Below are 24929 nucleotides of genomic sequence, written 5' to 3'. Positions count from 1 at the left end.
GCCCCCAGGTTCTCGGCTGATTTCGACAGTAACCGCCTGTCAGTTGCTGAGCGACTATTCGCCAGGGTTCGCCAGGGTGCGCCAGATGGTGTGCCAGTGGACGTCGGGTGTCAGGTAGGAACGCGCCACCCCGACCCGGTTGCCAGGGACATTCCCCAGGATGAACCAGGCGGCCGGGGCGGGCAGCGCGGCAACTTGCAGGCACACGAAGGGATCTGTTTCGCCCATGTACACAGCATCGTCCTCCGTGTCCGCTCCGCCCCGGTCGTTGCACTCCCGCCCGGTGGGCAGCGGCCCTTACCTCGACCCCGCGCGTCAGGCGGCCCCCGTGCTCGGTGCCGGCCGGACGCGGCGCGTGCCGGGGCTCGGCACCCAACCGCTCAGCGGGAGACTCGACTTGTCCGGCCCTCAGGGCGCCCAGCTGCGCACGGCGATCGCGTCGGTGCACCGGATCTGTCCGGAGTTCGCTCCGGTCCAGGTCCTGCGGCGCAGCGGACGCTCCGTGCTCCTCGTCGGCACGACGGGGCGCAGCACGGCCGTCGCCAAGTGTTTACTGGACCACTCCCCCGTCTGGGCCGAGCGGATCCGGCACGAAATAGCTGCATACCGTCTGTTCGTCCGGCACCGCCCGCCTGTTCGGGTGCCCCGGCTGATCGCGGCGGATCCGGACAACTGCACGCTGGTGATCGAGCGCATGCCGGGCCGGGTGGCCGCGCTCCAGCGCCACCCGCTCGAGGCCCCGCCCCGCGCGGACATCCGCGCCGCGCTCGGCGCCATCTGCCGGCTGAACGCGTGGCGGCCGCCGCCGGGAACCTTCAACGCCCCGCTGGACTACGCGGAACGGATCTCCCGCTTCCACGACCTGGGGCTGCTCACGGACCGGGACATGGGCGACCTGCAGAAGCTGGTGCACGGCATCGCGGCTTCGTCCGGCCGCCAGGGCATGGGCCAGTTCTGCCACGGCGACGCCCTCCTGTCGAACATCCTTCTCTCACCGGCCGGTCCAGTGCTGGTGGACTGGGAGCACGCGGGCTGGTACCTGCCGGGCTACGACCTGGCCACGCTGTGGGCGGTCCTCGGTGACGCTCCCGTGGCGCGCCGTCAGATCAGCCAGCTCGCGCAGTCGGCCGGCCCGGCGGCGCGCGACGCCTTTCTGGTGAACCTGATGATCGTCCTGACCCGCGAGATCCGTACGTACGAGACGGCCGTGCAGCGTTCCCTGCACGATGCGGCCCCGACGGCAGCGGGCCCGGCCCACCCGGCTGCCGTGCCGTCCGGCGAGGAACAGCGGCTGCTGCTGAGGCGGCTGCACGACGACTGCCAGATGGCCCGTCGGGCCGTTCGCGCGGCGGTCGGCACTCGCTGAAGGGGGACGGAGGTCCACGGTGACGCCGAGGTACTGGCGTCACCGTGGACCTCCCTCGTGTGCGGCCCGCCGTTCTGAGCATTGGTCCATGCCACTGACGCCCCGCAGGCCGGGAGGCCGCCGCCACGAAACCCCTGCACCCCGCGCTGACATGGGAAATCGCCTGCCTCCGGGCATGATTGACGGATCGTCGGAGAGCCGGTAGCACTGACGCGTTCGGCCCTCGCACGCCCCACCGCGCCCGACCGTCCCAGGAGGCTGCATTGCACTGGTCCGCCACCGAACCCAAGGGCACCACCGGGCACAGACGCGCGCGCAGGTCAGCGGGAGCCGTCGCCTCGGCGGCGCTGCTCCTGCCCCTGCTCGGCGCGGCTCCTTCGAGCTCCGCCGAGGAGGTGCCCGCGGCCCGGTTGCAGCGGGCCTTCGGCGCCGCGGCCACCGAGTACCACGTTCCGCAGAGCGTGCTGCTCGCCGTTTCCTATCTGCAGTCCCGCTGGGACGCGCACGCCGGTGCCCCGAGCGTCACCGGCGGCTACGGTCCCATGCACCTGACCGACGCCCGGACGGCGATCACCGGGACTCCGCATCACAGTGACGGCACGGAGGACGCCCGCGGCGACAGCTCGCGTCCCGCCCTCCTGCCCGACGCCTTGGCGCCCACGGACTCCCAACTCCCCGCCCGTCTGAAGACGTTGACGAAGGCCGCCGATCTCACCGGCCTGCCGGCGGAGCGGCTGCGCACCGACGCGGCGGCGAACGTCGCGGGCGGCGCCGCACTCCTCGCCGCCGCGCAGCGGGACCTCGGCGAGCCCCTGAGCGACAACGCCGACGACTGGTACGGAGCGGTGGCGCGCTTCTCGGGAGCGGACGACAGCACCACCGCGGCGACCTACGCCGACGACGCGTACGACGTGATGCGCTCCGGCGAACAGCGCACCACGGACGCCGGCCAGCAGGTCACGCTCGCCGCTCAGCCCCGGCTGAGCCCCGACACCGCCCAGCTCCGCGGCGCGGGACTGCGGACGGCCTCCGCCGACGGCACGGAGTGCCCGAGGACGGTGTCCTGCGAGTGGATCCCGGCCCCGTACGAGGAGTTCGGCGAGGGCGACTACGGCAACCACGACCTGGGCGACCGGCCCACGTCGCAGAGCATCAAGTACATCGTCATCCATGACACGGAAGGCACCTGGGACGGTGTGCTGAACCTTGTCCAGGACCCGACCTATGTGTCGTGGAACTACACCCTGCGCTCGACCGACGGGCACATCGCCCAGCATGTGAAGGCCAAGGACGTCGCCTGGCACGCGGGCAACTGGTACATCAACGCGAAGTCGATCGGCCTGGAGCACGAGGGCTTCCTCACCGCGCCCGACGCCTGGTACACGGAGGAGATGTACCGCGCCTCCGCCCGCCTGGTGAGGTACCTCTCCCGGAAGTACGACATCCCGCTGGACCGGCAGCACATCCTGGGGCACGACAACGTACCGGGCCCCACGACCTCCACCATTCCGGGCATGCACACGGACCCTGGCCCGTACTGGGACTGGCAGCACTACTTCACTCTCCTCGGGCATCCCTTCCACCGATCGTTCCGCAAGGGCGACCTGGTGACCGTCCTGCCCGACTTCGACGAGAACCAGCCGGTGTACACGGGCTGCGTCACCAAGGGCGAGCCCTGCGCCGCGCACGGCTCCAGCGAGGTGCGGCTGTACTCCCAGCCGGACGAGAGCTCACCGCTGATCCAGGACATCGGCCTGTACCCGAAGGGCGATGCCTCGACGACCGGCGTGAACGACGTCGCCTCCCGCGTCTCCACCGGACAGCGGTACGCGCTCGCCGGACGGGACGGCGACTGGACGGCGGTCTGGTACCTGGGCCAGAAGGCCTGGTTCAAGAACCCGAGGAAGCAGCCGACGGCGGTGAGGGCGTCGGGACCTGTCGTGACACCCAAGGAGGGGCTGGCGCAGATCCCCGTGTACGGAAGGGCGTACCCGGAGAAGGAGGCGTACCCGGCGGGCGTGCCCGTCCAGGCCGTCTCGCCGCTGCCGTACAAGATCCTCGCAGGCCAGCGGTACGCGGCCGGTGACAAGGTGCCCGGCGAGTACTTCTACGCGCCGACCTTCGACACGACACCGCACAGGGTCGTGATCGGTACGGACATGTACTACGAGATCCAGTTCGGGCACCGGGTGGAGTTCGTGCGGGCCGCGGACGTGGACCTGGTTCCGTAGCAGATCCACCGGGTCGGGGGCCGGGTCCGCGCGAAGCGGGCCCGGTCCGTCGGTCGGTGACGACAATGACGCGGGCAACCGACCAGGGAATGTGCCGCCTAGGACAGGTTCGACCTCGGTAGTGCCAGTTAACGACATGTAACCGCGCGCCCGGTCCCGTTCCGCTGAGATGGCCGTTCACGGTAAGCGGCACACCTGGGGCAGGCATGGGCGACTTCGTCAAAGAGACTTCAATGCGGCCCGCCGATGCGGCGGACCCACGGCAGTGCCAGTGCGGCGGCAGTCCGCGTGACCGAGCACCGGCGGGGGCCGAGGAAAGGTTTCGTGGGCTGCTGGAGGCGGCGCCGGACGCCATGGTGATCGTCGACGACATCGGAACCATCAGACTCGTCAACGCACAGACCGAAGCCCTCTTCGGATACCGACGCGAGGAACTCCTCGGCCACCCCGTCGAACTCCTCGTACCCGGCCGCTTCCGAGCCCACCACCACCGCCACCGCGACGGCTACACCGACAACCGCCAAGTCCGCCCCATGGGCGCCGAACTCGAACTCCACGGCCTGCGCAGGGACGGCACCGAATTCCCCGTCGAGATCAGCCTCAGCCCTCTCGAGACGGCCGACGGTCTCCTCGTCTCCGCCGCCGTCCGGGACGTCAGCGACCGCAAGGCCGCCGAGGAAAGGTTTCGTGGGCTGCTGGAGGCGGCGCCGGACGCCATGGTGATCGTCGACGACACCGGAACCATCAGACTCGTCAACGCACAGACCGAAGCCCTCTTCGGATACCGACGCGAGGAACTCCTCGGCCACCCCGTCGAACTCCTCGTACCCGGCCGCTTCCGAGCCCACCACCACCGCCACCGCGACGGCTACACCGACAACCGCCAAGTCCGCCCCATGGGCGCCGAACTCGAACTCCACGGCCTGCGCAAGGACGGCACCGAATTCCCCGTCGAGATCAGCCTCAGCCCCCTCGAAACCACCGACGGTCTCCTCGTCTCCGCCGCCGTCCGCGACGTCAGCGACCGCAAGCGCGCCGAGGCGCGGATCAACGAACTGGCCGGTCTGGTGGAGTCCTCCCAGGACGCGATCCTCGCCAAGACGCTGGACGGCCACATCACGTACTGGAACGCGGCGGCCCAGCGGCTGTACGGCTACACCCGGGCCGAGGTGATGGGCAGGCATGTGTCGCTGCTCGCCACCACCGAGCGGCGCGGTGAGATCGACCTGCTCCTGGACCGGCTGCGCAGCGGTGAGAAGGTCGAACACTTCGAGACACTGCGGCTCACGCGCTCGGGCGACCTGCTGGACGTGGACATCACGCTGTGGCCCACCCGCGCCACGGACGGCTCGATCATCGGCGCGTGCGCGATCGTCCGGGACATCAGCGACCGCAAGAAGGCCGAGGCGGAGCTGACCTTCCTCTACGAGCAGCAGCGACACATCGCCCTCACCCTGCAGCGCAGCCTCATGGGCACCCCGCCCGCCATTCCCGGCCTGACCACGGCGAGCCGCTACCGGCCGGCCACGCAGGGGGCCGGGGTGGGCGGCGACTGGTTCGACCTGATCCCGCTGGGGGCCGGCCGGGTCGGGGTCCTGATCGGCGATGTGATGGGCCGCGGTCTGGACGCCGCCGCCGTGATGGGTCAGCTGCGGTCGGCCGCGCACGCCCTGGCCAAGACCGGGATGCAGCCCCGCCAGCTGATGCAGGCCCTGGAGGCCGTCGTCGGCGACCTGGACGTGCCCGACCAGCTCGTGACCTGCTGCTACCTGGTCATCTCCGCCGACGCGGGCGAGGTGACGGTCTGCTCGGCCGGGCATCTGCCGACCCTGGTGGCCACGCCCGGCGCGGACGCCCGGCCGCTCCCCGCGCCGGTGAACGCGCCCCTCGGTGTCGGCGGCATCCTCTACGAGCAGGCGACCTCGGTGATACCGCCGGGGGCGACGCTCGTCCTGTACACCGACGGTCTCATCGAGACGCCGGGCAGCGACATCGAGGACCAGCTCGCCGAGCTCACCGCCACCCTCACGGAACTGTTCACCACCGCGCCCGATCTGGAGGTGGCCGCCGACCATGTGCTGGCCGCCCTGCTGCCGGACGCCGACGGGCACAACGACGACGTCACGCTGCTGCTCACCCGGCTCCCCGACGGACCCCTGGCCACCATCAGCACCGACCTGCCCGCGACGCCCGAATCGGTGCCGGAGGGCCGCGCCTTCCTCAGCAAGGCGCTGACGGCCTGGGACTGCGTGCCCTCAGCGGACGACGCCCGGCTCCTGCTGTCCGAGATCCTCACGAACGCCGTACAGCACGCCCAGGGACCCATCAGCCTGCACCTGTGCCGCACGGCCACCGATCTGACCGTGGAGATCAACGATCACAGCCCGCATCTGCCGCAGCCCCGGACGGCCACCGAGGACGAGGAGTCGGGACGGGGGCTGATCCTGGTCCGCGCGCTCGCCGACGACTGGGGCGTACGCCCCACCGACGCGGGCAAGACCACCTGGTTCACCCTCAAACTGTGACGCAGGGCGGGGTGTTGGGCCTCAGCCCTGCTGGAAGAGTTCCGCCGGCAGCGGCTTCAGCAGGGCGTACAGGTCGTCCGTGATCGGACGGTCCCAGGCGGCGATGGTCACCAGCACGTTGTCACTGCGGTCGAACTGGACGCAGGCGATCCGGGTCTCGGAGAGCTTGAGCCGCCGCACGATCAGCAGGTTGTCGCCTTGCATCACCGGCATGTCCTCGGTCCCGGTGACGGTCACCTCCTCGTCGTTCTCCAGCGCGATCAGCAGCTGGGCCACCTCGAAGGGGACCTCGCCCTCGGCGACATCACGGGCCTGGGAGCCCTCCGGCAGATTGCCGATGATCATCGCGGGACCGCGGCCGCCGAACAGGTCGTAGCGCAGGAAGACGCCCTGGCAGCTGCCGTCAGGGGCGGGCAGCAGGCCCGCGCCGAGATTGCCGGGCCAGTCGCCCGGGTCCATGGCCAGAACGTCGAAGTCGGGCCCGGCGGGCGTGGCGCTGCGGCGGCGGAGGAAGGACATGCCGCAATGGTACGTGCACGGGCGCGTACCGAGCCCCACGGGCACGGTCCGCACGGGGCCGGGGGGCGGCCCGCCCGCGTCAGGAAATCGCCTGTTCCCCCAGCGCCGCCGCGAGTCCTCTGCGGTCCGTGCCGACCTTGCGGTAGACCGCCGACAGGAGCCGGGCGACGGCGTGCTCGTCGACGTTCAGCTCCTCGGCTATCTGGGCCGGGGTCCTGTCCTGCGCGGTGAGTGCCGCGGCGGTGCGCTCGCGGGCCGTCAGGGTGTCCGTCTCGGTGCTGTGCAGGCGGCGCGGACGCAGTCCCGCCGCCTGCAGCTCGTCACGGGCGTCCTCGATCAGCCCGTCGGCACCGCACTGGACGGCCGCGTCGAGGCCGCGGTAGAGGTGCTCGGCGGCTTCCTTGGGGCGTCCGGCGCGGCGCAGTTCGGTGCCCAGGGCGACCAGGGCGCAGGCCAGTTCGTAGGCGGCCGGGGAGCGCTCCAGATGGCCGACGGACTCTTCGAGGAGCCGGACGCGGGCCGGACCCGGGGAGACCTCGGCGGCGACGCGCAGGGCCTGGCCGATGCCGGAGGGGGCGCCGTACTGGCGGGCGCGGTTCACCGCTTCGAGTGCCGTGGCGACAGCCCGGTCCGGGGCATCGTGGCTCTCGGCGCGGGCGAGATGGAGCTGCCAGGGGCACCAGGCGGGGTTGCGCATGCCGCGCGGGTCGAGGCGGCGGCCGGCCGAGCTGAGCTCGACGGCGGCGTCCTTCGTGAGGCCGCGGGCGAGCAGGAGTTCGCCGTACACCGTCTGGGCGTCCGGGAAGGTCACGGCGGCCGGGAAGGGGGCGCAGAAGGCGTAGGCCTCGCCGGTCCGCGCGGCCTCTTCGACCTGGCCCCGGGCGAGCAGGACCTGGATGAGGGTGCCCACCGCGTACCAGTGGACGGGCGTACCGGGTCCGACGCGTTCGGCGAGCCTGAGGCCCGCGCGGACGAAGTCCTCGGCTTCGGCGAGACGGCCGCGGCGGAAGCGGACGTATCCGAGGATCGTGTAGCCGAAGGAGAGGTGGGCGCCGTGCCAGCCCTGGGATTCGAAGTCGGCGATCCCGGTGGCGAAGAGTTCCTCGGTGCGGCCCGGCCGGTCGGCGTACATGAAGGTCATGGCGACCAGGACCGGGACCTCGAAGCCGCGGTCGGCCTCGGCCCAGCCGAGGCCGCCGGCCAGGGCGCGTTCGGCGTGGTGGAGGGCGATGTGTGCGGGTTCGCCGCGCAGGGTGGCGTCCCAGGCGCGCAGTCCGATGACATAGCGCTCGGTGAGGTCGTGGCCGGTGAGCCGGTCGGCGAGGCGGGCCAGCCGGCGGGAGCGGGCGGGCGAGTCGGGTTCGTCGGCGCGGAAGGCGTCCCACATGAACTGCTCGGACTGCATGCGCAGCCGTACCCGGGCGTCGCCGGTGACCGGGATCTCGCGGGCGAGGGTCTCGGAGGCCTCGGCGAGGCGGTCGCTGTGCGCGAGGACCTGGGAGAGGCGGTAGACGATGTTGTGGCGCAGCTCGGGGTCGGTGATGGGCTCTTCGAGGGCGGCTCGCAGATGGTTGACCGTGGTCGTCGGTTCGGTGAGCAGGGACGCGCAGCCCAGTTCGTACAGGACGGCGGCGCGGTCCTCGAAGGGCGGCGGTTCGCGCAGGGCACGGGCGAGGTAGCGGCGGGCGGCGTCGGGGGCTCCGGCGCGCTGGGTCTCGCGGGCCGCGGCGCGCAGTTGCTGGACGATCCAGGTGTCGCCGTCGGGGTGGGTCTCCATGAGGTGCCGGGCGGCGGCGGCCGGGCCGAGGCCTTCGTCGATCACGCACCAGGCGGCCTGGCCGTGCAGGGCGACGCGGACGCTGCCGGGGATGTCCCGGTAGACGGCGGTGGCGATCAGCGGGTGGACGAATTCGAGGGGGTCGGCGCCGGTGAGGATCCGCGCGGTGCGCAGGGCGTCCGCCGCGTCGGCGGCCTCCTCGGAGCCGAGGCCCGCGACGGCGGCGGCGAGCGTCGGGTGGATCTCGGTGCCGAGCACGGCGCAGGCCCAGGCGAAGCGGACGGTCGCGGTGCCGAGTCGTTCGAGGCGGGCGACGATGCCGCTGCCCTTGACGGCGGCGGCGAGGTCGCGCAGGAGATGCGCTCCGTCCTCGGTCGGGGTCAGGCCGCGGTCGCGGACCTTCGCGGTCAGTTCGACGGCCTCGAACGGGTTGCCCGCGGTGACCGCCCAGCACTCGCGGCAGAAGGCGTCGTCGGCCTGGGTACCGAGGTCTTCGCGGACGAGCCGGGCGACGGCCGCCGCGCTGAGCGGTTCGAGGCCGATGGGGCGCTGTCCGGCGCGGCCGGGCAGCCCTCTGAACGCCTCGGCGTGTTCGGGGAGTTCGTCCGGCCGGTAGGCGACGGCGAGCAGCAGCGGGAGTTGCTCGGCGCGCGGCGCGAACGCGGCCAGCCAGCTGAGCGATTCGGCGTCGGCCCAGTGCGCGTCGTCGAGGAGGAGCACCATCGGGGCACGCTGCACGGCGAGGTGGGTGAGCACCCAGTCGAGTCCGGCGCGCAGGCCCTGCTGGTCGGGCGGGGCGCCCTCGGACGGCGCGCAGAGGCCGAGCGCGGGGCCGACGATCGCGTACCAACTGCCCAGGGAGGCACGGAGTTCGGCCTCTGAGAATCCGGCGAGCTGCGGCTGCAGGAGCTGCCGGGCGACGTGGAAGGCGACGCGCTGCTCCTGTTCTCCGCCGCGCGCGCTCAGCACGGTGCAGCCCTTTGCCGCGGACCGCCTGCGGACCTCGGCGAGGAGGGTCGTCTTGCCGATTCCGGCGCGTCCGGCGAAGGCGAGGAGGGTGCCGCGGGAGCGGCCCGGTGGTTCGCCGACGTCCCGGCGCAGCCCGACGAGGTCGCTCAACGCCTCGTCGGCGGCGGACAGTTCACTCTCGCGCTCGAAGAGCGTCCGACGGCTGCGCAGGCTGCGTTGCCCCATGATCACCCCCTGTCACGATCGCGCGCCCGCGCGGGGAGCGGATGCGCACCGTGACGTTCAGGCACCTCAGCGTACGCCCCGATCATCCACGGGGCAGCCCGTTCGCGCGCTCCTGTTCGGAACCTCGTCGAGGCAGCGTGGCTGCGGGAGGACAGGCCGGTGAGCAGCCCCCTGGGCGCGGGGGCGCGAGCCGCCGCCCCTCCCCCGCACGGGGGCGGGGCGGGAAGGCCCGGCGGTCCTCTGTTCAGGTCAGGTCGAACTCGCCCTCGCGGGCTCCCGATACGAAGGCCCCCCACTCCGCGGGAGTGAAGATCAAGGAAGCGCTTTGCGGGCGGCCACTGTTGCGCATCGCGATGAAGCCCTCGACAAAGGCGATCTGGACATCTCCCCGCCCCCGGCTGCTGGACTGCCATTCGGCGTTGCTGAGGTCCAGCTCCGGCTTGTCCCAGCCCGCGAGCGGGTGTTGCTCGATGGTGCTTTCGGCCACGTCCGTGCTCCTCCCGGTTCGTCGTCCGCGGCCAGCCTAGCGATCGGTCCGTGCCGCGCACAGGCCACGTGAGAAGGACGGTTTCAGGAGGCGGGCGGCTCGGCCCCGACCAGCCACATCGAGAAGAACTGGGATCCGCCGCCGTAGGCGTGGCCGAGGACCCGGCGAGCCCCGTCGACCTGGTGTTCTCCAGCCTGGCCGCGCACCTGGAGGGCCGCTTCGGCGAAGCGGATCATGCCGGAGGCGCCGATCGGATTGGTGGAGAGGACCCCGCCCGACATGTTGACGGGCAGGTCGCCCTCCAGTTCGGTCACACCCGCCTCCGTGAGTTTCCATCCCTCGCCCTCGTCGGCGAAGCCGAGGTTCTCCAGCCACATGGGCTCGTACCAGGAGAACGGCACGTACATCTCGACGGCGTCGATGTCGCGGCGGGGGTCGGCGATCCCCGCCTGCCGGTACACGTCCGCCGCGCAGTCCTTTCCGGCTTGCGGGGACACGCAGTCCTTTCCGGCGAAGAGGGTCGGTTCGCTGCGCATCGCGCCGCCGTGCATCCAGGCGGGCGGACGGGGTGAACGGGCCGCTCCCGCGCGGTCGGTGAGGACCATCGCGCAGGCTCCGTCGGAGGAGGGGCAGGTCTCGGAGTAGCGGATCGGGTCCCAGAGCATGGGTGAGGCCTGGACCTTCTCCAGGGTGATGTCGTGCTCGTGGAGGTGCGCGTACGGGTTCTTCAGCGCGTTGCGGCGGTCCTTGTACGCGACGAGGGAGCCGACGGTGTCGGGTGCGCCGGTGCGCCGCATGTAGGCGCGAACGTGCGGTGCGAAGAAGCCGCCGGCCCCGGCGAGCAGCGGCTGCTGGAAGGGGATGGGCAGCGACAGGCCCCACATGGCGTTGGACTCGGACTGCTTCTCGTAGGCCAGGGTCAGGACGGTGCCGTGGACGCGGCCCGCGATCAGGTTGGTGGCGACCAGGGCCGTCGATCCGCCGACGGAGCCGGCCGTGTGCACCCTGAGCATCGGTTTGCCGACCGCGCCGAGCGCGTCGGCGAGGTACAGCTCGGGCATCATGACGCCCTCGAAGAAGTCGGGCGCCTTTCCGATGACGACCGCGTCGATGTCGGCCCAGGTCAACTCGGCGTCCTCCAGCGCCCGTTGGGCCGCCTCGCGGACGAGTCCCGCGATGGACACCTCTCGCCGGGCCGCCACATGCTTGGTCTGGCCGATGCCTACGACGGCCACGGGCTCCTTGCTCATCGGGCATCCCCTTCGAGTACGGCGACCAGGTTCTGTTGGAGGCAGGGGCCCGAGGTGGCGTGGGCGAGCGCCCGGTCGGACTCCCCGCGATGGACGCGTGCGGCGGCCTCGCCGATGCGGATGAGCCCGGCCGCCATGACCGGGTTTGCGGCGAGCGCGCCCCCCGACGGGTTGACGCGCACACTGTCGTCGAGCCGCAGCGCCTTGCGCAGGATCACTTCCTGGGAGGTGAAGGGGGCATGCAACTCGGCTGTGTCGACGGGCCGTTCGAAGGCGCCGGCCCGTTCGGCGGCCAGTCGGGTGGACGGCGAGTCGGTCAGGTCGCGCACGCCGAGGGAGTGTGCCTCGATGCGGTGGTCGATGCCCCGGATCCAGGCGGGCCGTTCGCACAGTTCTCGGGCCCGGTCCCCTGCCGCGAGGATCACCGCGGCGGCGCCGTCACCGATGGGCGGGCAGTCGCCGGTACGCAGCGGTCGTACGAGATAGTCGCCCTGCGGCACCGAACCGCGCAGCTGGGCATGGGAGTTGGCGGTCGCGGAGATCCGGCTCCGGGCGGCGACCGAGGCGAGCGCGAGTTCGTCGGTCTCGCCCGTGTCGATGAGCGCCTGCGCCTGGAGCGCGGCGAGGGCGACCGAGTCGGGCCACAGCGGGGCCACGTAGTACGGGTCCAACTGCCGGGTCAGGACGTCGCGTACGGAGCCGGGCGAGGACTTGCCGTACGCGTACACGAGCGCGGTGTCGGCGTCGCCGGTCAGCAGTTTGGTCCACGCCTCGTACAGCGCCCAGGCGCCGTCCATCTCGACGTGCGACTCGGAGATCGGCGGCCAGGCGCCCACGCCGTCGAGCGCCATGGTGAAGGAGAAGGCGCGGCCCGCGAGATAGTCCGTGGAGCCGGAGCAGGTGAAGCCGATGTCACTGGTCTGCAGGCCCGTCCGGTCGAGGACGTCGTGCAGGACCGGCAGGAGCATCTCGACCTCGGAGAGCTCGTCGGAGGTGCGCCGGTGGTCGGTCTGCCCGAAGGCGACGACGGCGATGTCCCTGATGGGCCGCATCTACAGCATCTCCTTGTACGTCTCGTAGTCCGCGTCCGGTTCCCCGGTGGGCCGGTAGTGGTCCGGGTGGCGGCCGCCCTCCGTCCACACGGGCTCCACGCGCAGGCCCATCCGGACCTCGTCGTAGGGGATGCCGCCGATCCGTCCGTGCAGCGCGAGTCCGGCGCCGTCGAGGGCGATGTGGGCGTAGACGTACGGGACTTCGATGTCGAGGTTCTTCGCCTTGATGTTGACGACGCAGTACGTGGTGACGGTGCCGCGCGGACCGACCTCGACCTGTTCGGAGGTGGCCACCCCGCAGGTGGGGCACGCGCCCTTGGGCGGGACGTACACCTTGCGGCAGGAGGGGCAGCGTTCGCCGACGGTCCGCTGCTCGGAGAGGCTCGCGATGTAGGCGGCCTGCGCGCGGCCCGGTGAGTAGACGTAGTCGAGCCGTGCGGGGGCGACGATCCCGGTCACCATGTCCGCGAACCGGCCGTCGTGGCCCGTGAGTTCCACCGCGTCGCCGTCGTACGGCTCGAAGCAGGCGATGTCGGTGATCGCGCCGGAGCGTTCGCGGGCCCAGCGGACCCGGACGCGCATTCCGGTGCGAACGGCGTCGGGCCCCGAGGCGTCGAGGGCGTGCAGCAGGCCGGTGTCGGCACCGTCGAGCTTGACCAGGACCCAGGCGAACGGAGTGCCGAGGGGCTGGCCGCGGCGGGGTTCGTGGTTCCAGGCCCAGGTGGTGACGGTGCCGGTGGGGGCGACCTCGACGAGGTCGCGTATCTCCTCGGCGGTGACGGGGTCGTACTCGACGGGCGGCACGAGCGTGCGGCCGTCGGCGGTCCGCACACCGAGGACGACCCCTTCGCGCAGGCCCGTGAGGAAGGCGCTCTGCACGGGCCCGAGCGAGCGGGTGAAGGGGAACTCGACGACGAGGGGGGCTTTGAGGACTTCGGGCATCCCGGATCTCTCCTTCCAACGGCCGGACGCGCCGCGTCCGCGTGGCGGCAGGACGCGTCCGGGGCCGGGCTTGCGGGTCAGGCGCGCCGGTAGACGGGCGGGCGCTTCTCGGCGAAGGCCTGGGCGCCCTCCTTGGCGTCGGCCGTGTCGAAGACCGGCCAGCCGCGCCGCAGTTCGGCGGCGAGGCCGTCGGTCTCGGTCAGCTCCGCGGTCTCGTACACGGAAGCCTTGACGGCCTCTACGGCGAGCGGGCCGCAGGCGTTGATCTGCTCGGCGACGGCGAGCGCCTTGTCGAGCGCGGTGCCGTCCGGCACGACATGGCCGATCAGACCGATGCCCGCGGCCTCTTCGGCGGTGTACGGGCGCCCTGTCAGCAGCATTTCGAGGGCGTGGGTGCGCGGGATCTGGCGTTGCAGCCGGACCGTCGAGCCACCGATCGGGAAGAGTCCGCGCCTGACCTCGAAGAGCCCGAAGGTCGCGGAGGCGCCGGCGACCCGGATGTCGGTGCCCTGGAGGATCTCGGTGCCGCCCGCGACGCAGTACCCCTCGACGGCCGCGATCACCGGCTTGCGGGGGCGATGGTGGCGCAGCATGGCCTTCCAGTGGAGATCGGGGTCGGCCTTGAGCCGGTCCCGGTACTGCTCGCCCTCCATGCCTTTGCCGGCCAGCGCCTTGAGGTCCATTCCGGCGCAGAAGGCACCGCCGGCACCGGTGAGCACGATCGAGCGGATCGCGTCGTCCTCGTCGGCCTCGACCCAGCCGTCGTACAGACCGACCAGCATCGGCAGCGAGAGCGCGTTCTTGGCCTCGGGCCTGTTCAGCGTGAGCACCAGTGTGGCGCCTTCGCGCTGCACGGTGAGGTGTTCCGTCCCACCCATTGCCGTCCTCCCGTCTCGGATGCGAGAACAGGTTGCAGGAGGCGTCCAGCCAGTACAAGGGTTTTCTGACAGACAGTCAGATTTCTTGTGCCGGGACCCTTCACAGTTGGGTCGGGCTTTGCTCTGATGACCGTCGGGCCCGGAGCGGACATGCCCCGGGAGCGCCCGGCCACGGACGTAGACGGACGTGCACGGTCAGGAGGAACGGTGGAGTACAACCTTGCCGACCTGTTCGAGTCGGTCGTCGACGTGGTCCCGGACCGCGAGGCGCTCGTGTACATCGACCACCCGGGCACGGGCGCGGAGCGCCGCCTGACGTACGCGCAACTGGACGCGGCCGCGAACCGTGTCGCGCACCACCTGATCGACAGCGGAATCCGTCCCGGCGAGCACCTCGGCCTCCACCTCTACAACGGCATCGAGTACCTCCAGACCGTGCTGGCCTGCCTGAAGGCGCGCATTGTTCCGGTCAACGTCAACTACCGATACGTAGAGGAGGAGTTGGCGTACCTCTATCAGGACGCCGACCTTTCGGCGCTGGTCTTCGACGCCGAGTTCACCGACCGGGTGACAGCAGCGCGGCCACGCGCCCCGCGGCTGCGGCACCTCGTACGGGTGGGAGCCCCGGCGTCCGGGGCGGTCGCGCCGGAGGTCGCGGGTGCGGTGGATGCGGCGTACTCGACGGGTGCGGTCGGCACCGAGAGCGCGGTGGACTCGGCTGGTGCCGTCAGCGCCGCGGACTCGGCGAGTGCGGTGGATGCGGTGGAGTTCGCCGACGCCGAGGCCGCCGGGTCACCCGAACGCGGTTTCCCCTCACGTTCCGCGGACGACCAGTTCATCATCTACACCGGCGGCACGACGGGGATGCCCAAGGGCGTGATGTGGCGCCAGGAGGACCTCTTCTTCGCCGGTCTCGGCGGGGGCGCGCCGACCGGCGATCCGGTGACGAAGCCGGAGGAGCTCGCCGAGCGCGTCGCGGCCGGTGGCGCCGGGATCACCTTCTTCCCCACTCCCCCGCTGATGCACGGCACCTCGACACTCACCGCCTTCATCGCCTTCAACTTCGGTCAACGCGTCGTGCTCCACCGCAAGTTCGCACCCGAGGAAGTCCTGCGGACGATCGAGCGGGAGAGGGTGACCAGCGTGTCGCTGGTCGGCGACGCGATGCTGCGGCCCCTGATCGACGCGCTGAACGGTCCGTTGAAGGACACGGACTGCTCCGCCCTGTTCAGCGTGTCCTCGTCCGGCGCGATCATGTCGGAAACCGTGCGCGAACAGTTCCAGTCGCTCGTCCCGAACGTGATGCTGCTCAACAACTTCGGCTCCTCGGAGTCCGGCTTCAACGGGACCGCGACGGCCGACTCCGGCCCGGAGCGCGGCTTCCGGATTCGCGTCAACGCCCGTACGCAGGTGGTGGATCCGGTCACCCACGAGCCGGTCGCGGTGGGCGAGCCGGGACGGGTCGCGCAGCGCGGCCATGTACCCCTCGGCTACTACAACGACCCCAAGAAGACCGCCGAGACCTTCTTCCGGAAGGGCGACGAGCGCTGGGTGCTCCTCGGCGACATGGCCACGGTCGACGAGGAGGGCATCGTCATCGTCCTCGGCCGCGGCTCGCAGTGCATCAACAGCGGCGGCGAGAAGGTCTATCCCGAGGAGGTCGAACAGGCCCTCAAGTCGCATCCGGACGTGTACGACGCCCTGGTCGCCGGAGTGCCCGACCCGAAGTGGGGCAACCACGTGGCGGCGGTCGTCCAGCTCCGGGAGGGCGCTCCACAGCCGTCGCTCGACGACATCCAGACACACTGCCGCGCCCACCTCGCGGGATACAAGATCCCGCGCCGGCTCGTGATCACCGACTTCATCCAGCGCTCGCCGAGCGGCAAGGCGGACTACCGGTGGGCCCGGTCGGTCGCCGCGAACGCGACGCGGTGATCGGAGCACCCGTGGCCCCGGCGTAGTCCGGGACGCGCCCGTCCCGATCGTCACGCCCGACCCGAAGGCGCGCCCAGACCGACCCACCCCCATCAGCGCCGCTCCGGCGTATCCGGGGCGGGTGACCGGCCGACTCCTCCACTCGTCCGCGCCCTGCGCACGTCGGCGACGATCCGGACCTCGTGCTCCCCGTGAGCCGCGCCGCCGGACCGAGCAGAAGCGATGGCGCCCGCGATCGTGCATCCATGTCTCCGTACCCATTGACCCCCGAGGTTCACGAATCTAACCTGAGTTCTCATACATAGACGACGTCTGCATATAGGGATGAGACTCATGGCAGGGTTCAGCGCGGATCCGGAGGGCGTGGTCCAGCGGCTGCGGGACGGCATGGCGAGCGGGGTCCTGTCCTTCCCGCTCACGAGCTTCACGGAGGACGGCGACCTCGATCCGGAGTCCTACCGGGCCTACCTGACCGCTCAGCTGGCCACGGCGCCCGGCGCGGTGTTCCCCGCCTGCGGGACCGGAGAGTTCAGCGCGCTGGACGAGGACGAATACCGCGAGGTCGTCACCGCGACGGTCGAGATCGCCGGCGGCAGAATGCCCGTCGTCGCGGGCGTCGGCTACGGATGGGCACAGGCGCTGCGATTCGCCCGGATCGCGGAGGAGGCCGGCGCGGACGCCCTCCTCGTACTGCCCCACTATCTCGTCGAGGCCCCCGAGGCCGGCCTGGTGGAGCAGCTGCGCCGGATCGCCGCCGGTACACGGCTGCCGCTCATCGCCTACCAGCGCGGCCCGGTCACCTTCACCCCCGAGGGACTGCGGGCCGTCGCGGCGATCCCGAGCGTCATCGGACTCAAGGACGGACACAGCGACCTCGACCGGCTCCAGCGCCTCACGCTCGCGGCGCCCGACGGTTTCCTCTTCTTCAACGGAGCCGCCACCGCCGAGATCCAGGCCCGCGCGTACGCCACCGTGGGCGTCCCCGCCTACTCCTCGGCCGTCCACGCCTTCGCTCCCGAGATCGCCGACGCCTTCTTCACCGCGCTGCGCACCGGCGACGAGGCGACCGTGACCAAGCTGCTGCGCGACTTCTACGTCCCGCTCGTCGAGCTGCGCGACAAGGTGCCCGGATACGCCGTCTCCCTGGTCAAGGCCGCGGCCCGGCTGCGGGGCCTGCCCGTCGGCCCGGTGCGCGCACCGCTGACCGATCCCGGACCGGCCGATCTCGCCGCCCTGGAGCGGATCCTCGACACCGGGCTGGCCCTGGCCGGAGCCGTGCGCCGACCCGCCTGAGGCACGCGGGGGACGGCCCGAAGGGGCTCGGGGCGGGCCGCCCCCTCGCCCGGCTCGTCGCCGCCATCCTGTGATCACCGGCCCCGGTCACCCTCGTACACAAGGATTTTGATGATGAGTCAGCAACCGACGATCACCGAGTTCTCCGTCTACCCCGTCGCGGGACGGGACTGCATGGAGCTGAACCTGTCGGGCGCCCACGGCCCCTACTTCACCCGCAATGTCGTCGTCCTCAAGGATTCCGAGGGGCGGACCGGCCTCGGCGAGGTGCCCGGCGGGGAGAAGATCACCCGGACGCTGCGCGACGCGGAGTCGCTCGTCCTCGGCGCGAAGGTGGGCGACTACCAGCGCGTCCTGCGCGAGATCGGGGAGCGTTTCCGCGACCGCGACGCCGGCGGGCGCGGCGCCCAGACCTTCGATCTGCGGACGACCGTCCACGCCGTCACCGCAGTCGAGTCGGCCCTCCTCGACCTGCTCGGCCAGCACCTCGACGTGCCGGTCGCGGCCCTCCTCGGCGACGGGCAGCAACGCGACCGGGTACGGGTGCTCGGCTATCTCTTCTACGTCGGCGACCCGGACCGCACGGACCTGGCGTACGTCCGCGAGAGCGACTCGGACGTGGACTGGTACCGCCTGCGGCACGAGGAGGCCCTCACGCCCGGCGCGATCGTCCGGCAGGCCGAGGCCGCCCACGAGCTGTACGGCTTCCGGGACTTCAAGCTCAAGGGCGGTGTCCTGGAGGGTACCGAGGAGGTCCGGGCCGTCCGCGCGCTCAAGGACCGCTTTCCCGAGGCCCGGATCACGCTCGACCCCAACGGCGCCTGGTCGCTGCGCGAGGCGATCGAGCTGTGCGAGCCCCTGGTGGGCACCCTCGCGTACGCGGAGGACCCCTGCGGCGCCGAGGACGGTTACTCGGGGCGGGAGATCCTGGCCGAGTTCCGCCGGGCGACGGGGCTGCCGACGGCGACCAACATGATCGCCACGGACTGGCGGCAGCTCACCCACGCCCTGGCGCTCCAGTCGGTGTCGATCCCGCTGGCCGACCCGCACTTCTGGACCATGCGGGGCTCGGTGCGCGTGGCCCAGCTGTGCAATTCGATGGGCCTGACCTGGGGCTGCCACTCGAACAACCACTTCGACATCTCGCTCGCCATGGTCACGCACTGCGGGGCCGCGGCACCGGGCGCGTACAACGCCCTCGACACGCACTGGATCTGGCAGGAGGGTCTGGAGCGGCTCACGGTCGCCCCGCCGCGCATCGTCGACGGCGAGATCGCGCTTCCGGACGCCCCCGGCCTGGGCGTCCGACTCGACATGGACCGGCTGCTGGCGGCGCACGAGCTGTACCTGAAGGAGGCGCTCGGCGCCCGGGACGACGCGATCGGCATGCGCGCTCTCGTCCCCGGCTGGGAGTTCGACGCCAAACGGCCCGCGCTGGTGCGCTGACCGGCGCCTCGCGCGCTCCCGCAAAAAGCGGTCGCGGACCCCTTGCACTGGCGCGGGACACCTGAATTACTGATCCGGAACAGCACGACCGAATGATCGGTCGTCCGGAATCGCATGGTTGGCGAGGGAGTGGGCGCGATGGCGGGCTCGAAGGACTCGAAGGGCCTGCTCGACGCGGGCGAGCGGCTCGACGCGGATGAACTGCGGGCGCTCCAGCTGGAGCGGCTGCGCGCGTCGCTGCGGCACGCGTACGAGAACGTCCCCTTCTACCGGGAGTCCTTCGACAAGGCCGGGCTGCGCCCGGACGACTGCCGCTCGCTCGCCGACCTTTCGCGGTTCCCCTTCACCGTGAAGGCGGATCTGCGCGAGAACTATCCGTACGGGATGTTCGCCGTGCCGCAGGAGCGGATCCGGCGCATCCACGCGTCGAGCGGGACGACCGGGCGGCCCACGGTCGTCGGCTACACGGAGAACGATCTCTCCATGTGGGCCGACATGGTGGCCCGTTCGATCCGCGCGGCGGGCGGCTGGCCCGGCGACAAGGTCCATATCGCCTACGGCTACGGGCTGTTCACGGGCGGCCTCGGCGCCCACTACGGCGCGGAACGGCTCGGCTGTACGGTGATCCCCGCGTCCGGCGGCATGACGGCACGTCAGGTCCAGCTGATCCAGGACCTGAAGCCCGAGATCATCATGGTGACACCGTCGTACATGCTGACCCTGCTCGACGAGTTCGAGCGGCAGGGCGTGGACCCGCGCGGCACCTCGCTGCGGGTCGGCGTGTTCGGGGCCGAGCCGTGGACCGAGGAGATGCGCCGCGAGATCGAGGAGCGGTTCGCGATCGACGCGGTGGACATCTACGGCCTCTCGGAGGTCATCGGCCCGGGGGTCGCCCAGGAGTGCGTGGAGACCAAGGACGGTCTGCACGTCTGGGAGGACCACTTCTACCCGGAGGTCGTCGACCCGATCACGGGTGAGGTGCTGCCGGACGGCGAGGAGGGCGAGTTGGTGTTCACCTCGCTCACCAAGGAGGCCATGCCCGTGATCCGTTACCGGACACGGGACTTGACGCGGCTGCTGCCCGGCACGGCGCGGGTGTTCCGCCGGATGGAGAAGATCACCGGGCGCAGTGACGACATGGTGATCCTGCGGGGGGTCAATCTCTTCCCGACGCAGATCGAGGAGATCGTGCTGCGCACGCCGGGGGTCGCCCCGCACTTCCAGCTCCGGCTGACCCGCGAGGGCCGCCTCGACGCCCTCACCGTACGGGCCGAGGCCCGGTCCGGCGCCACACCGGAGATCCGCGAGGCGGCCGCGCGGGCGATCACCGCCGGCATCAAGGACGGGATCGGCGTCTCGGTCACGGTGGAGATCGTCGAACCGGAGTCCCTGGAGCGGTCGGTGGGCAAGCTGAAGCGGATCGTGGACCTGCGTCCGCGTCCGTAACCGGCCGCGCTCACCACAGACGGGTGCGGGCTAGACACGGGTACTCCGGACCGCGGGCACAGCCACACACAGGCACGCCAGACCTCGGGTCCGATAGAACGCGGGTCCGACCCGCCATGGATCCGACCGACCATGGATCCGGCCCCTCTCAGGACCGGCCCCTCTCAGGACCAGCCGACCGCGGGGCCGGCCCATCACCCCCGGCCCGGACGGCCCGGACGGCCTGTCGCACGGTGAGCCGGCACGGGTCGAGCCGGACCCCTGCCACGCGCCGCAGCTTTCCACTCGGAACCGGTCGGCCCGGCGCCCGCCCGGTCTCCCCCTTGAGGGAGACGGACCCGCTCTGCGCCCTACGCACCCATGAGGCCGCTACTCGCCGTCCCTCTTAGGCTCGCTCATCCGGCGGGCGGCCTCGACGACTGCCGAGCGGTGCAGGGCCAGCCGCGGCGGCGACCAGGACCGGCCGGCCTCCCCGGGATCGGCGCCCTCGGCCGCCCAGAACCATGCCTGAGCCGCGGCGAGGACCATGGTCAGGAGATCGTCGGGCTCCATCTCCCGGGCGACCTCGCCACGCAGCTGCGCCTCGGCCACTTCGGCGGCTTTGCTTCGGAAGGCGTCCGGTTCGAGTCCGGTGGCGGAGGGGCGCTCCAGCAGTTTCCATAGGCGTAGGCGCATCAGGTCCGGCCTGGCGACGAGGTGGTCGAAGATCGCACCGGCGTACCCGGGCAGGTCCTCGACGTCGAAGGGCACCGATTCCGCGCCCGCTGCCATCGCCCGTCGCAACACCTCGTCGAACAACTGCTCCTTGTTGCCGAAGTAGGCATAGATCAGCCGCTTGTTCGCCGCCGCGGCCTCCGCGATCCGGTCCACCCGGGCCCCGGCGATGCCGTAGGCGGCGAATTCGGTGAAGGCGGCGTCGAGCAGCCGGGTCTTGGTGGCGCTGGAGTCCCGTGGCATGGCCGCCATGGGCGCCGCGATGAGCGGCCTCGTCGAGCACGCCCACGACAGTCGGACCCCCGTCGGCACGGCCTGGGTGATCTGCGGGGGCGCGGCCGTCGTGCTCTGCGCGACGATGGTGGTCGCCAGTTCCCTGCGGGTCTGGCGCCCGGACCGCGGGCTCTACCGGCCGCTGGCCCGCACCTGCGTCGCCGTGGCGGTGGTATGCGTGGGAGTCGGTGCCGCACGCCCGGCCCCACTCGTTCTCGGCCTCGCCCTCGTCGTCCTCCTCGGTGTCCCCTGGGGACTCGCCGTGGCCTACCGCCTGTCCCACGAGGAGGGGTCCGCGGCCGGGAAGCGCCGAAGGCCGCGGAACATCAGGACGACAACCGGCGCCAGGACCCTCGCGGTTAGCGGACGTCGTCCCCGCCGGAGGCTACGCGGCGCCGAACCGGTCCCGCAGTTCGCGCTTGAGGATCTTTCCGCTGGCGTTGCGGGGCAGCTCGTCCACGAACAGGACGCGCTTGGGTGCCTTGAAGTGGGCGAGCTTCTCCCGTGCGTGGGCGATCAGTTCGTCCTCGGTGACCTCGCCCCGGGGGACGACGACCGCGGTGACGGCCTCGATCCAGCGCTCGTCCGGAAGCCCGACGACGGCCACCTCGGCGACCTGCTCATGGGTGTACAGCGCGTCCTCGACCTGCCGCGAAGCGACCAGCACACCACCGGAGTTGATGACGTCCTTCACCCGGTCCACGACCGTGAAGTACCCGTGGGCGTCGCGAACGGCGAGGTCCCCCGAGTGGAACCAGCCGTCGCGGAACGCCTCGGCCGTCTCCTCGGGCTTGTCCCAATAGCCCTCGCACAACTGCGGTGAGCGGTAGACGACTTCGCCCGGTGTCCCGTCCGGCACGTCCTTGCCGTCCTCGTCGACCACCCGCGCGTCCACGAACAGCACCGGGCGTCCGCAGGAGTCCATCCGGCCCTTGTGCTCGTCGGGCCCGAGGACCGTGGCCAGGGGGCCGATCTCGCTCTGGCCGAAGCAGTTGTAGAAGGCCAGCTTCGGCAGCCGCGCGCGCAGCCGTTCCAGGACGGGGACCGGCATGATCGACGCCCCGTAGTACGCCTTGCGCAGGCCGCTCAGGTCGCGGTCGGCGAAGTCGGGGCGGTTCGACAGGCCGATCCACACGGTGGGCGGGGCGAACAGGCTGTCCGCGCGGCCCGTCTCGATCAGGTCGAAGAGCTGACCGGCGTCCGGCGCGTCGAGGATGGTGTTCGAGGCGCCGACGGCGAGGTAGGGCAGCAGGAACACATGCATCTGCGCCGAGTGGTAGAGCGGCAGCGAATGGACCGGCCGGTCTCCGGCGCTCAGATCGAGAGCGGTGATCGCGCTCAGGTACTCGTGCACCAGGGCGCGGTGCGTCATCATCGCGCCCTTGGGCAGCGCGGTTGTGCCCGATGTGTAGAGCAGCTGCACGAGCGTGTCGCCGCGCGGCTCGTCAGCGTCGTACGGGAGTGCCGTGTCCAGCCGCGCGAGGAACGAGTCGTCGGTATCGCGCAGCGGCAGGGTCCGTACGCCGTCGGGGAGCCGGCCGGCGAGGTCGGGGTCGGTCAGGACCAGGGTGCTTCCCGACTGGCCGACGATGTAGGCGAGGTCGTCTCCGGTCAGGTTCTGGTTCACCGGCACATGGACGAGTCCCGCGCGGGCGCAGGCGAGGAAGCCGATCAGATAGGCGTCCGAGTTGTGGCCGTAGGCGCCCACGCGGTCCCCGGGGGACAGCCCCTCTTCGAGGAGGACGGTCGCCGCGCGGGAGACGGCCTCGTCGAGTTCCGCGTACGTCCAGGAGCGATCTCGGTAGTCGACGGCGCGCCGCGCCGGTGTGCGCCGGGCACTGCGGCGCAGCACCCCGTCGACGGTACTGCCGTGTCCAGGCTTCATGACACGTGATCCTCGATCCATGGAAGGTCGAGGTCAAGTGAGGTGGCACGGCGCGACAGCCCTGGAAGGCGAACCGGGTCACATCGCCCGGGTGCGGCCCTCCCAGTAGGGATCGCGCAACCGTCGCTTGTACAGCTTTCCGTTGGGATCGCGGGGCATGGTCGCGATGAAGTCGACGCTCTTGGGCCGCTTGTACCCGGCGAGTCGGCGCTCGCAGTGGCCGAGGAGGTCGGCCGCGAGCGCCGGACCGGGTTCGTGGCCGGGGGCGGCTTCGACGACGGCCTTGACCTCCTCGCCCCAGTCGTCGTGCGGGATGCCGAAGGCGGCCGCGTCGGCGACGGCGGGGTGCGAGAGCAGGACCGCCTCGATCTCGGCCGGGTAGATGTTGACCCCGCCCGAGATGATCATGTCGATCTTGCGGTCGCGGAGGAAGAGATAGCCGTCCTCGTCGAGACAGCCCAGGTCTCCGACGGTGAAGAAGTCGCCGATGCGGTTCTTCCGCGTCTTGGTCTCGTCCTTGTGGTACGAGAATCCGCCGGTGCTCATCTTCATGTAGACGGTGCCGAGTTCACCGGGCGGCAGCCGGTTGCCGTCGTCGTCGAAGACGGCCAGCTCGCTGATGGGCCACGCCTTGCCGACGGTGCCGGGCTTCTTCAGCCAGTCCTCGGCGGTCGCGAAGGCCCCGCCGCCCTCGCTGGCCGCGTAGTACTCCTCGACGCTGTCGCCCCACCACGCGATCATGGCTCGTTTCACATGGTCCGGGCAGGGTGCCGCGCCATGGATGGCGTGCCGCATCGAGGAGACGTCGTAGCGGGCCTTCACCTCGTCGGGGAGGGCCAGCAGCCGGTGGAACTGGGTCGGCACCATATGAGTGTGGGTGCAGCTGTGTGCGTCGATGACACGCAGCATCTCCTCGGGCGTCCACCTGTCCATGAGTACCAGCCGATGCCCGATGTGCAGGGACGCGCCCGCGAACTGGAGCACCGCCGTGTGGTAGAGCGGCGAGCACACGAGGTGGACGTTGTCGTCGAAGGGTTTGATGCCGAAGATGCCGAGGAAGCCGCCGAGGTACGACTCCTCGGGGAGCTTGCCGGGCAGCGGGCGCCGGATGCCGCGCGGGCGGCCCGTGGTGCCCGAGGTGTAGTTCATGACCCAGCCGAGGGTGCGGTCTGGGGGCGCCGACTCGGGCTGTCCGTCGAGGAGTTCGGCGTACGGCCGGAAGCCCTCGATCTCGCCGACGGCGTACCGCTGTTCCGCGGGAAGTTTCGCCTCGTCGGCGGCGTGCCGGGCGGCATCGGCGAACCGTTCGTGGGCGATGAGGACCCTGGCTCCGGAGTCGGAGACGATCCAGGCGATCTCGGGGCCGACGAGGTGGTGGTTGACGGGGACGAGATAGAGACCGGCCTGCGAGGCGGCGAGGTAGACGACGAGGAACTCGACGCCGTTGGGGAGCACGACCGCGAAGGAGTCGCCGCGCCGGAGGCCCGCGGCGCGCAGTCCGTGGACGAGCCCGTTGGCGGCCGCGTGCAGCCGTCCCGCGGTCCACTCCTCGCCGGTGGGGGCGACGAGGACGACGCGCTCGGGGTCGGCGGCGGCCTGGGCCCAGAAACCGTTGGGTGCTGTGCTCATTAGAGGACCATCCCTTCTGCAGCCCTCACGAGTAGGGTTGTGACCTCTCGGTCCCGGTGGGTGCATGGCCTGTAGTGCGTGCCGTTC

18 protein-coding genes are annotated in these 24929 nt (G+C 71.2%); 7 read left to right on the top strand and 11 right to left on the bottom strand.

Features of this window, described 5'->3' with window-relative positions; genetic code table 11:
* Positions 1-54: 54 nt before the first annotated feature.
* The gene (locus ACFYR3_RS42270; protein WP_158997174.1) at positions 55-228 is read right to left on the bottom strand and encodes a hypothetical protein; all 174 of its coding nucleotides are present in this window, start codon (positions 226-228) and stop codon (positions 55-57) included.
* On the opposite strand from ACFYR3_RS42270, the gene ACFYR3_RS42265 reads away from it, so the two are divergent.
* From ACFYR3_RS42265 to ACFYR3_RS42255, 3 genes are all read left to right on the top strand, one after another.
* Positions 227-1366 (top strand): aminoglycoside phosphotransferase family protein, encoded by a 1140-nt coding sequence (locus ACFYR3_RS42265; RefSeq protein ID WP_355849505.1) that lies wholly within the window; start codon positions 227-229, stop codon positions 1364-1366. The two genes, ACFYR3_RS42270 and ACFYR3_RS42265, sit on opposite strands and share 2 nt — an antisense overlap.
* A 263-nt stretch (positions 1367-1629) precedes the next feature.
* Positions 1630-3597 carry an N-acetylmuramoyl-L-alanine amidase gene (locus ACFYR3_RS42260; RefSeq protein ID WP_389287561.1) on the top strand — a complete coding sequence of 656 codons (1968 nt, stop codon included), beginning with the start codon at positions 1630-1632 and terminating at the stop codon, positions 3595-3597.
* Between the two features lie 233 nt (positions 3598-3830).
* Positions 3831-6122, top strand: coding sequence for a PAS domain S-box protein (locus ACFYR3_RS42255; RefSeq protein WP_355849511.1), 2292 nt, complete (start codon positions 3831-3833; stop codon positions 6120-6122).
* 21 nt (positions 6123-6143) lie between these two features.
* Here the strand turns inward: ACFYR3_RS42255 and ACFYR3_RS42250 are convergent, their stop codons facing one another.
* From ACFYR3_RS42250 to ACFYR3_RS42220, 7 genes are all read right to left on the bottom strand, one after another.
* Entirely contained in the window at positions 6144-6641 is a 498-nt protein-coding gene (locus ACFYR3_RS42250; protein ID WP_261706991.1) for a hypothetical protein, read from the bottom strand.
* A 79-nt stretch (positions 6642-6720) separates the two neighbouring features.
* Positions 6721-9612, bottom strand: a complete 2892-nt coding sequence (locus ACFYR3_RS42245) for an ATP-binding protein (RefSeq protein WP_389287558.1) — start codon at positions 9610-9612, stop codon at positions 6721-6723.
* 244 nt (positions 9613-9856) lie between these two features.
* Positions 9857-10099, bottom strand: coding sequence for a DUF397 domain-containing protein (locus ACFYR3_RS42240; protein ID WP_261706989.1), 243 nt, complete (start codon positions 10097-10099; stop codon positions 9857-9859).
* An 83-nt stretch (positions 10100-10182) separates the two neighbouring features.
* Positions 10183-11349: a thiolase domain-containing protein gene (locus ACFYR3_RS42235; RefSeq protein WP_355849519.1), complete on the bottom strand. Its 1167-nt coding sequence runs from the start codon at positions 11347-11349 to the stop codon at positions 10183-10185.
* A complete protein-coding gene (locus ACFYR3_RS42230; RefSeq protein WP_355849522.1) occupies positions 11346-12401 on the bottom strand; it encodes a thiolase domain-containing protein in 1056 nt (351 codons plus the stop codon). Before ACFYR3_RS42230 ends, ACFYR3_RS42235 begins: the two co-directional genes overlap by 4 nt.
* The gene (locus tag ACFYR3_RS42225) at positions 12402-13343 is read right to left on the bottom strand and encodes an OB-fold domain-containing protein (protein ID WP_355849525.1); all 942 of its coding nucleotides are present in this window, start codon (positions 13341-13343) and stop codon (positions 12402-12404) included. It abuts the gene before it with no gap.
* Positions 13344-13420: 77 nt separating this feature from the next.
* Complete coding sequence (locus ACFYR3_RS42220) at positions 13421-14221, bottom strand: crotonase/enoyl-CoA hydratase family protein (RefSeq protein ID WP_355849528.1); 801 nt, start codon at positions 14219-14221, stop codon at positions 13421-13423.
* Between the two features lie 207 nt (positions 14222-14428).
* Between ACFYR3_RS42220 and ACFYR3_RS42215 the strand changes: the two genes are divergently transcribed.
* The 4 genes from ACFYR3_RS42215 to paaK all read left to right on the top strand — a co-directional run bounded on the left by ACFYR3_RS42215 (position 14429) and on the right by paaK (position 20341).
* Positions 14429-16156: an acyl-CoA synthetase gene (locus ACFYR3_RS42215; protein WP_389287555.1), complete on the top strand. Its 1728-nt coding sequence runs from the start codon at positions 14429-14431 to the stop codon at positions 16154-16156.
* Between the two features lie 333 nt (positions 16157-16489).
* Entirely contained in the window at positions 16490-17449 is a 960-nt protein-coding gene (locus ACFYR3_RS42210; RefSeq protein WP_355849534.1) for a 5-dehydro-4-deoxyglucarate dehydratase, read from the top strand.
* A 114-nt stretch (positions 17450-17563) separates the two neighbouring features.
* Positions 17564-18895 (top strand): enolase C-terminal domain-like protein, encoded by a 1332-nt coding sequence (locus tag ACFYR3_RS42205; protein ID WP_355849559.1) that lies wholly within the window; start codon positions 17564-17566, stop codon positions 18893-18895.
* A gap of 138 nt (positions 18896-19033) precedes the next feature.
* Entirely contained in the window at positions 19034-20341 is a 1308-nt protein-coding gene (gene paaK, locus ACFYR3_RS42200) for a phenylacetate--CoA ligase PaaK (protein WP_389287553.1), read from the top strand.
* Between the two features lie 369 nt (positions 20342-20710).
* Here paaK and ACFYR3_RS42195 read toward each other — a convergent pair whose 3' ends face one another.
* The 3 genes from ACFYR3_RS42195 to ACFYR3_RS42185 form a co-directional block, all read right to left on the bottom strand.
* A complete protein-coding gene (locus tag ACFYR3_RS42195; protein WP_355849540.1) occupies positions 20711-21307 on the bottom strand; it encodes a TetR family transcriptional regulator in 597 nt (198 codons plus the stop codon).
* A gap of 406 nt (positions 21308-21713) precedes the next feature.
* A complete protein-coding gene (locus ACFYR3_RS42190; protein WP_355849546.1) occupies positions 21714-23213 on the bottom strand; it encodes an acyl-CoA synthetase in 1500 nt (499 codons plus the stop codon).
* A gap of 78 nt (positions 23214-23291) precedes the next feature.
* Entirely contained in the window at positions 23292-24842 is a 1551-nt protein-coding gene (locus ACFYR3_RS42185) for an acyl-CoA synthetase (RefSeq protein WP_389287551.1), read from the bottom strand.
* Positions 24843-24929: the final 87 nt, after the last annotated feature.

Source organism: Streptomyces sp. NPDC005784, from assembly GCF_042871525.1.
In the GTDB taxonomy this organism is placed as follows: Bacteria; Actinomycetota; Actinomycetes; order Streptomycetales; family Streptomycetaceae; genus Streptomyces.
Note: the sequence above shows the minus strand (reverse complement) of the source record. Positions and strands in the feature narration are given on the sequence as shown.

Bases quoted from the DNA above. Each gene is read 5' to 3' on its own strand.
- ACFYR3_RS42265 (WP_355849505.1), top strand. From the start codon at position 227: ATGTACACAGCATCGTCCTCCGTGTCCGCTCCGCCCCGGTCGTTGCAC.
- ACFYR3_RS42270 (WP_158997174.1), bottom strand. From the start codon at position 228: ATGGGCGAAACAGATCCCTTCGTGTGCCTGCAAGTTGCCGCGCTGCCC.
- ACFYR3_RS42255 (WP_355849511.1), top strand. From the start codon at position 3,831: ATGCGGCCCGCCGATGCGGCGGACCCACGGCAGTGCCAGTGCGGCGGC.
- ACFYR3_RS42250 (WP_261706991.1), bottom strand. From the start codon at position 6,641: ATGTCCTTCCTCCGCCGCCGCAGCGCCACGCCCGCCGGGCCCGACTTC.
- ACFYR3_RS42245 (WP_389287558.1), bottom strand. From the start codon at position 9,612: ATGGGGCAACGCAGCCTGCGCAGCCGTCGGACGCTCTTCGAGCGCGAG.
- ACFYR3_RS42235 (WP_355849519.1), bottom strand. From the start codon at position 11,349: ATGAGCAAGGAGCCCGTGGCCGTCGTAGGCATCGGCCAGACCAAGCAT.
- ACFYR3_RS42230 (WP_355849522.1), bottom strand. From the start codon at position 12,401: ATGCGGCCCATCAGGGACATCGCCGTCGTCGCCTTCGGGCAGACCGAC.
- ACFYR3_RS42225 (WP_355849525.1), bottom strand. From the start codon at position 13,343: ATGCCCGAAGTCCTCAAAGCCCCCCTCGTCGTCGAGTTCCCCTTCACC.
- ACFYR3_RS42220 (WP_355849528.1), bottom strand. From the start codon at position 14,221: ATGGGTGGGACGGAACACCTCACCGTGCAGCGCGAAGGCGCCACACTG.
- ACFYR3_RS42210 (WP_355849534.1), top strand. From the start codon at position 16,490: ATGGCAGGGTTCAGCGCGGATCCGGAGGGCGTGGTCCAGCGGCTGCGG.
- ACFYR3_RS42205 (WP_355849559.1), top strand. From the start codon at position 17,564: ATGAGTCAGCAACCGACGATCACCGAGTTCTCCGTCTACCCCGTCGCG.
- paaK (WP_389287553.1), top strand. From the start codon at position 19,034: ATGGCGGGCTCGAAGGACTCGAAGGGCCTGCTCGACGCGGGCGAGCGG.
- ACFYR3_RS42195 (WP_355849540.1), bottom strand. From the start codon at position 21,307: ATGGCGGCCATGCCACGGGACTCCAGCGCCACCAAGACCCGGCTGCTC.
- ACFYR3_RS42190 (WP_355849546.1), bottom strand. From the start codon at position 23,213: ATGAAGCCTGGACACGGCAGTACCGTCGACGGGGTGCTGCGCCGCAGT.
- ACFYR3_RS42185 (WP_389287551.1), bottom strand. From the start codon at position 24,842: ATGAGCACAGCACCCAACGGTTTCTGGGCCCAGGCCGCCGCCGACCCC.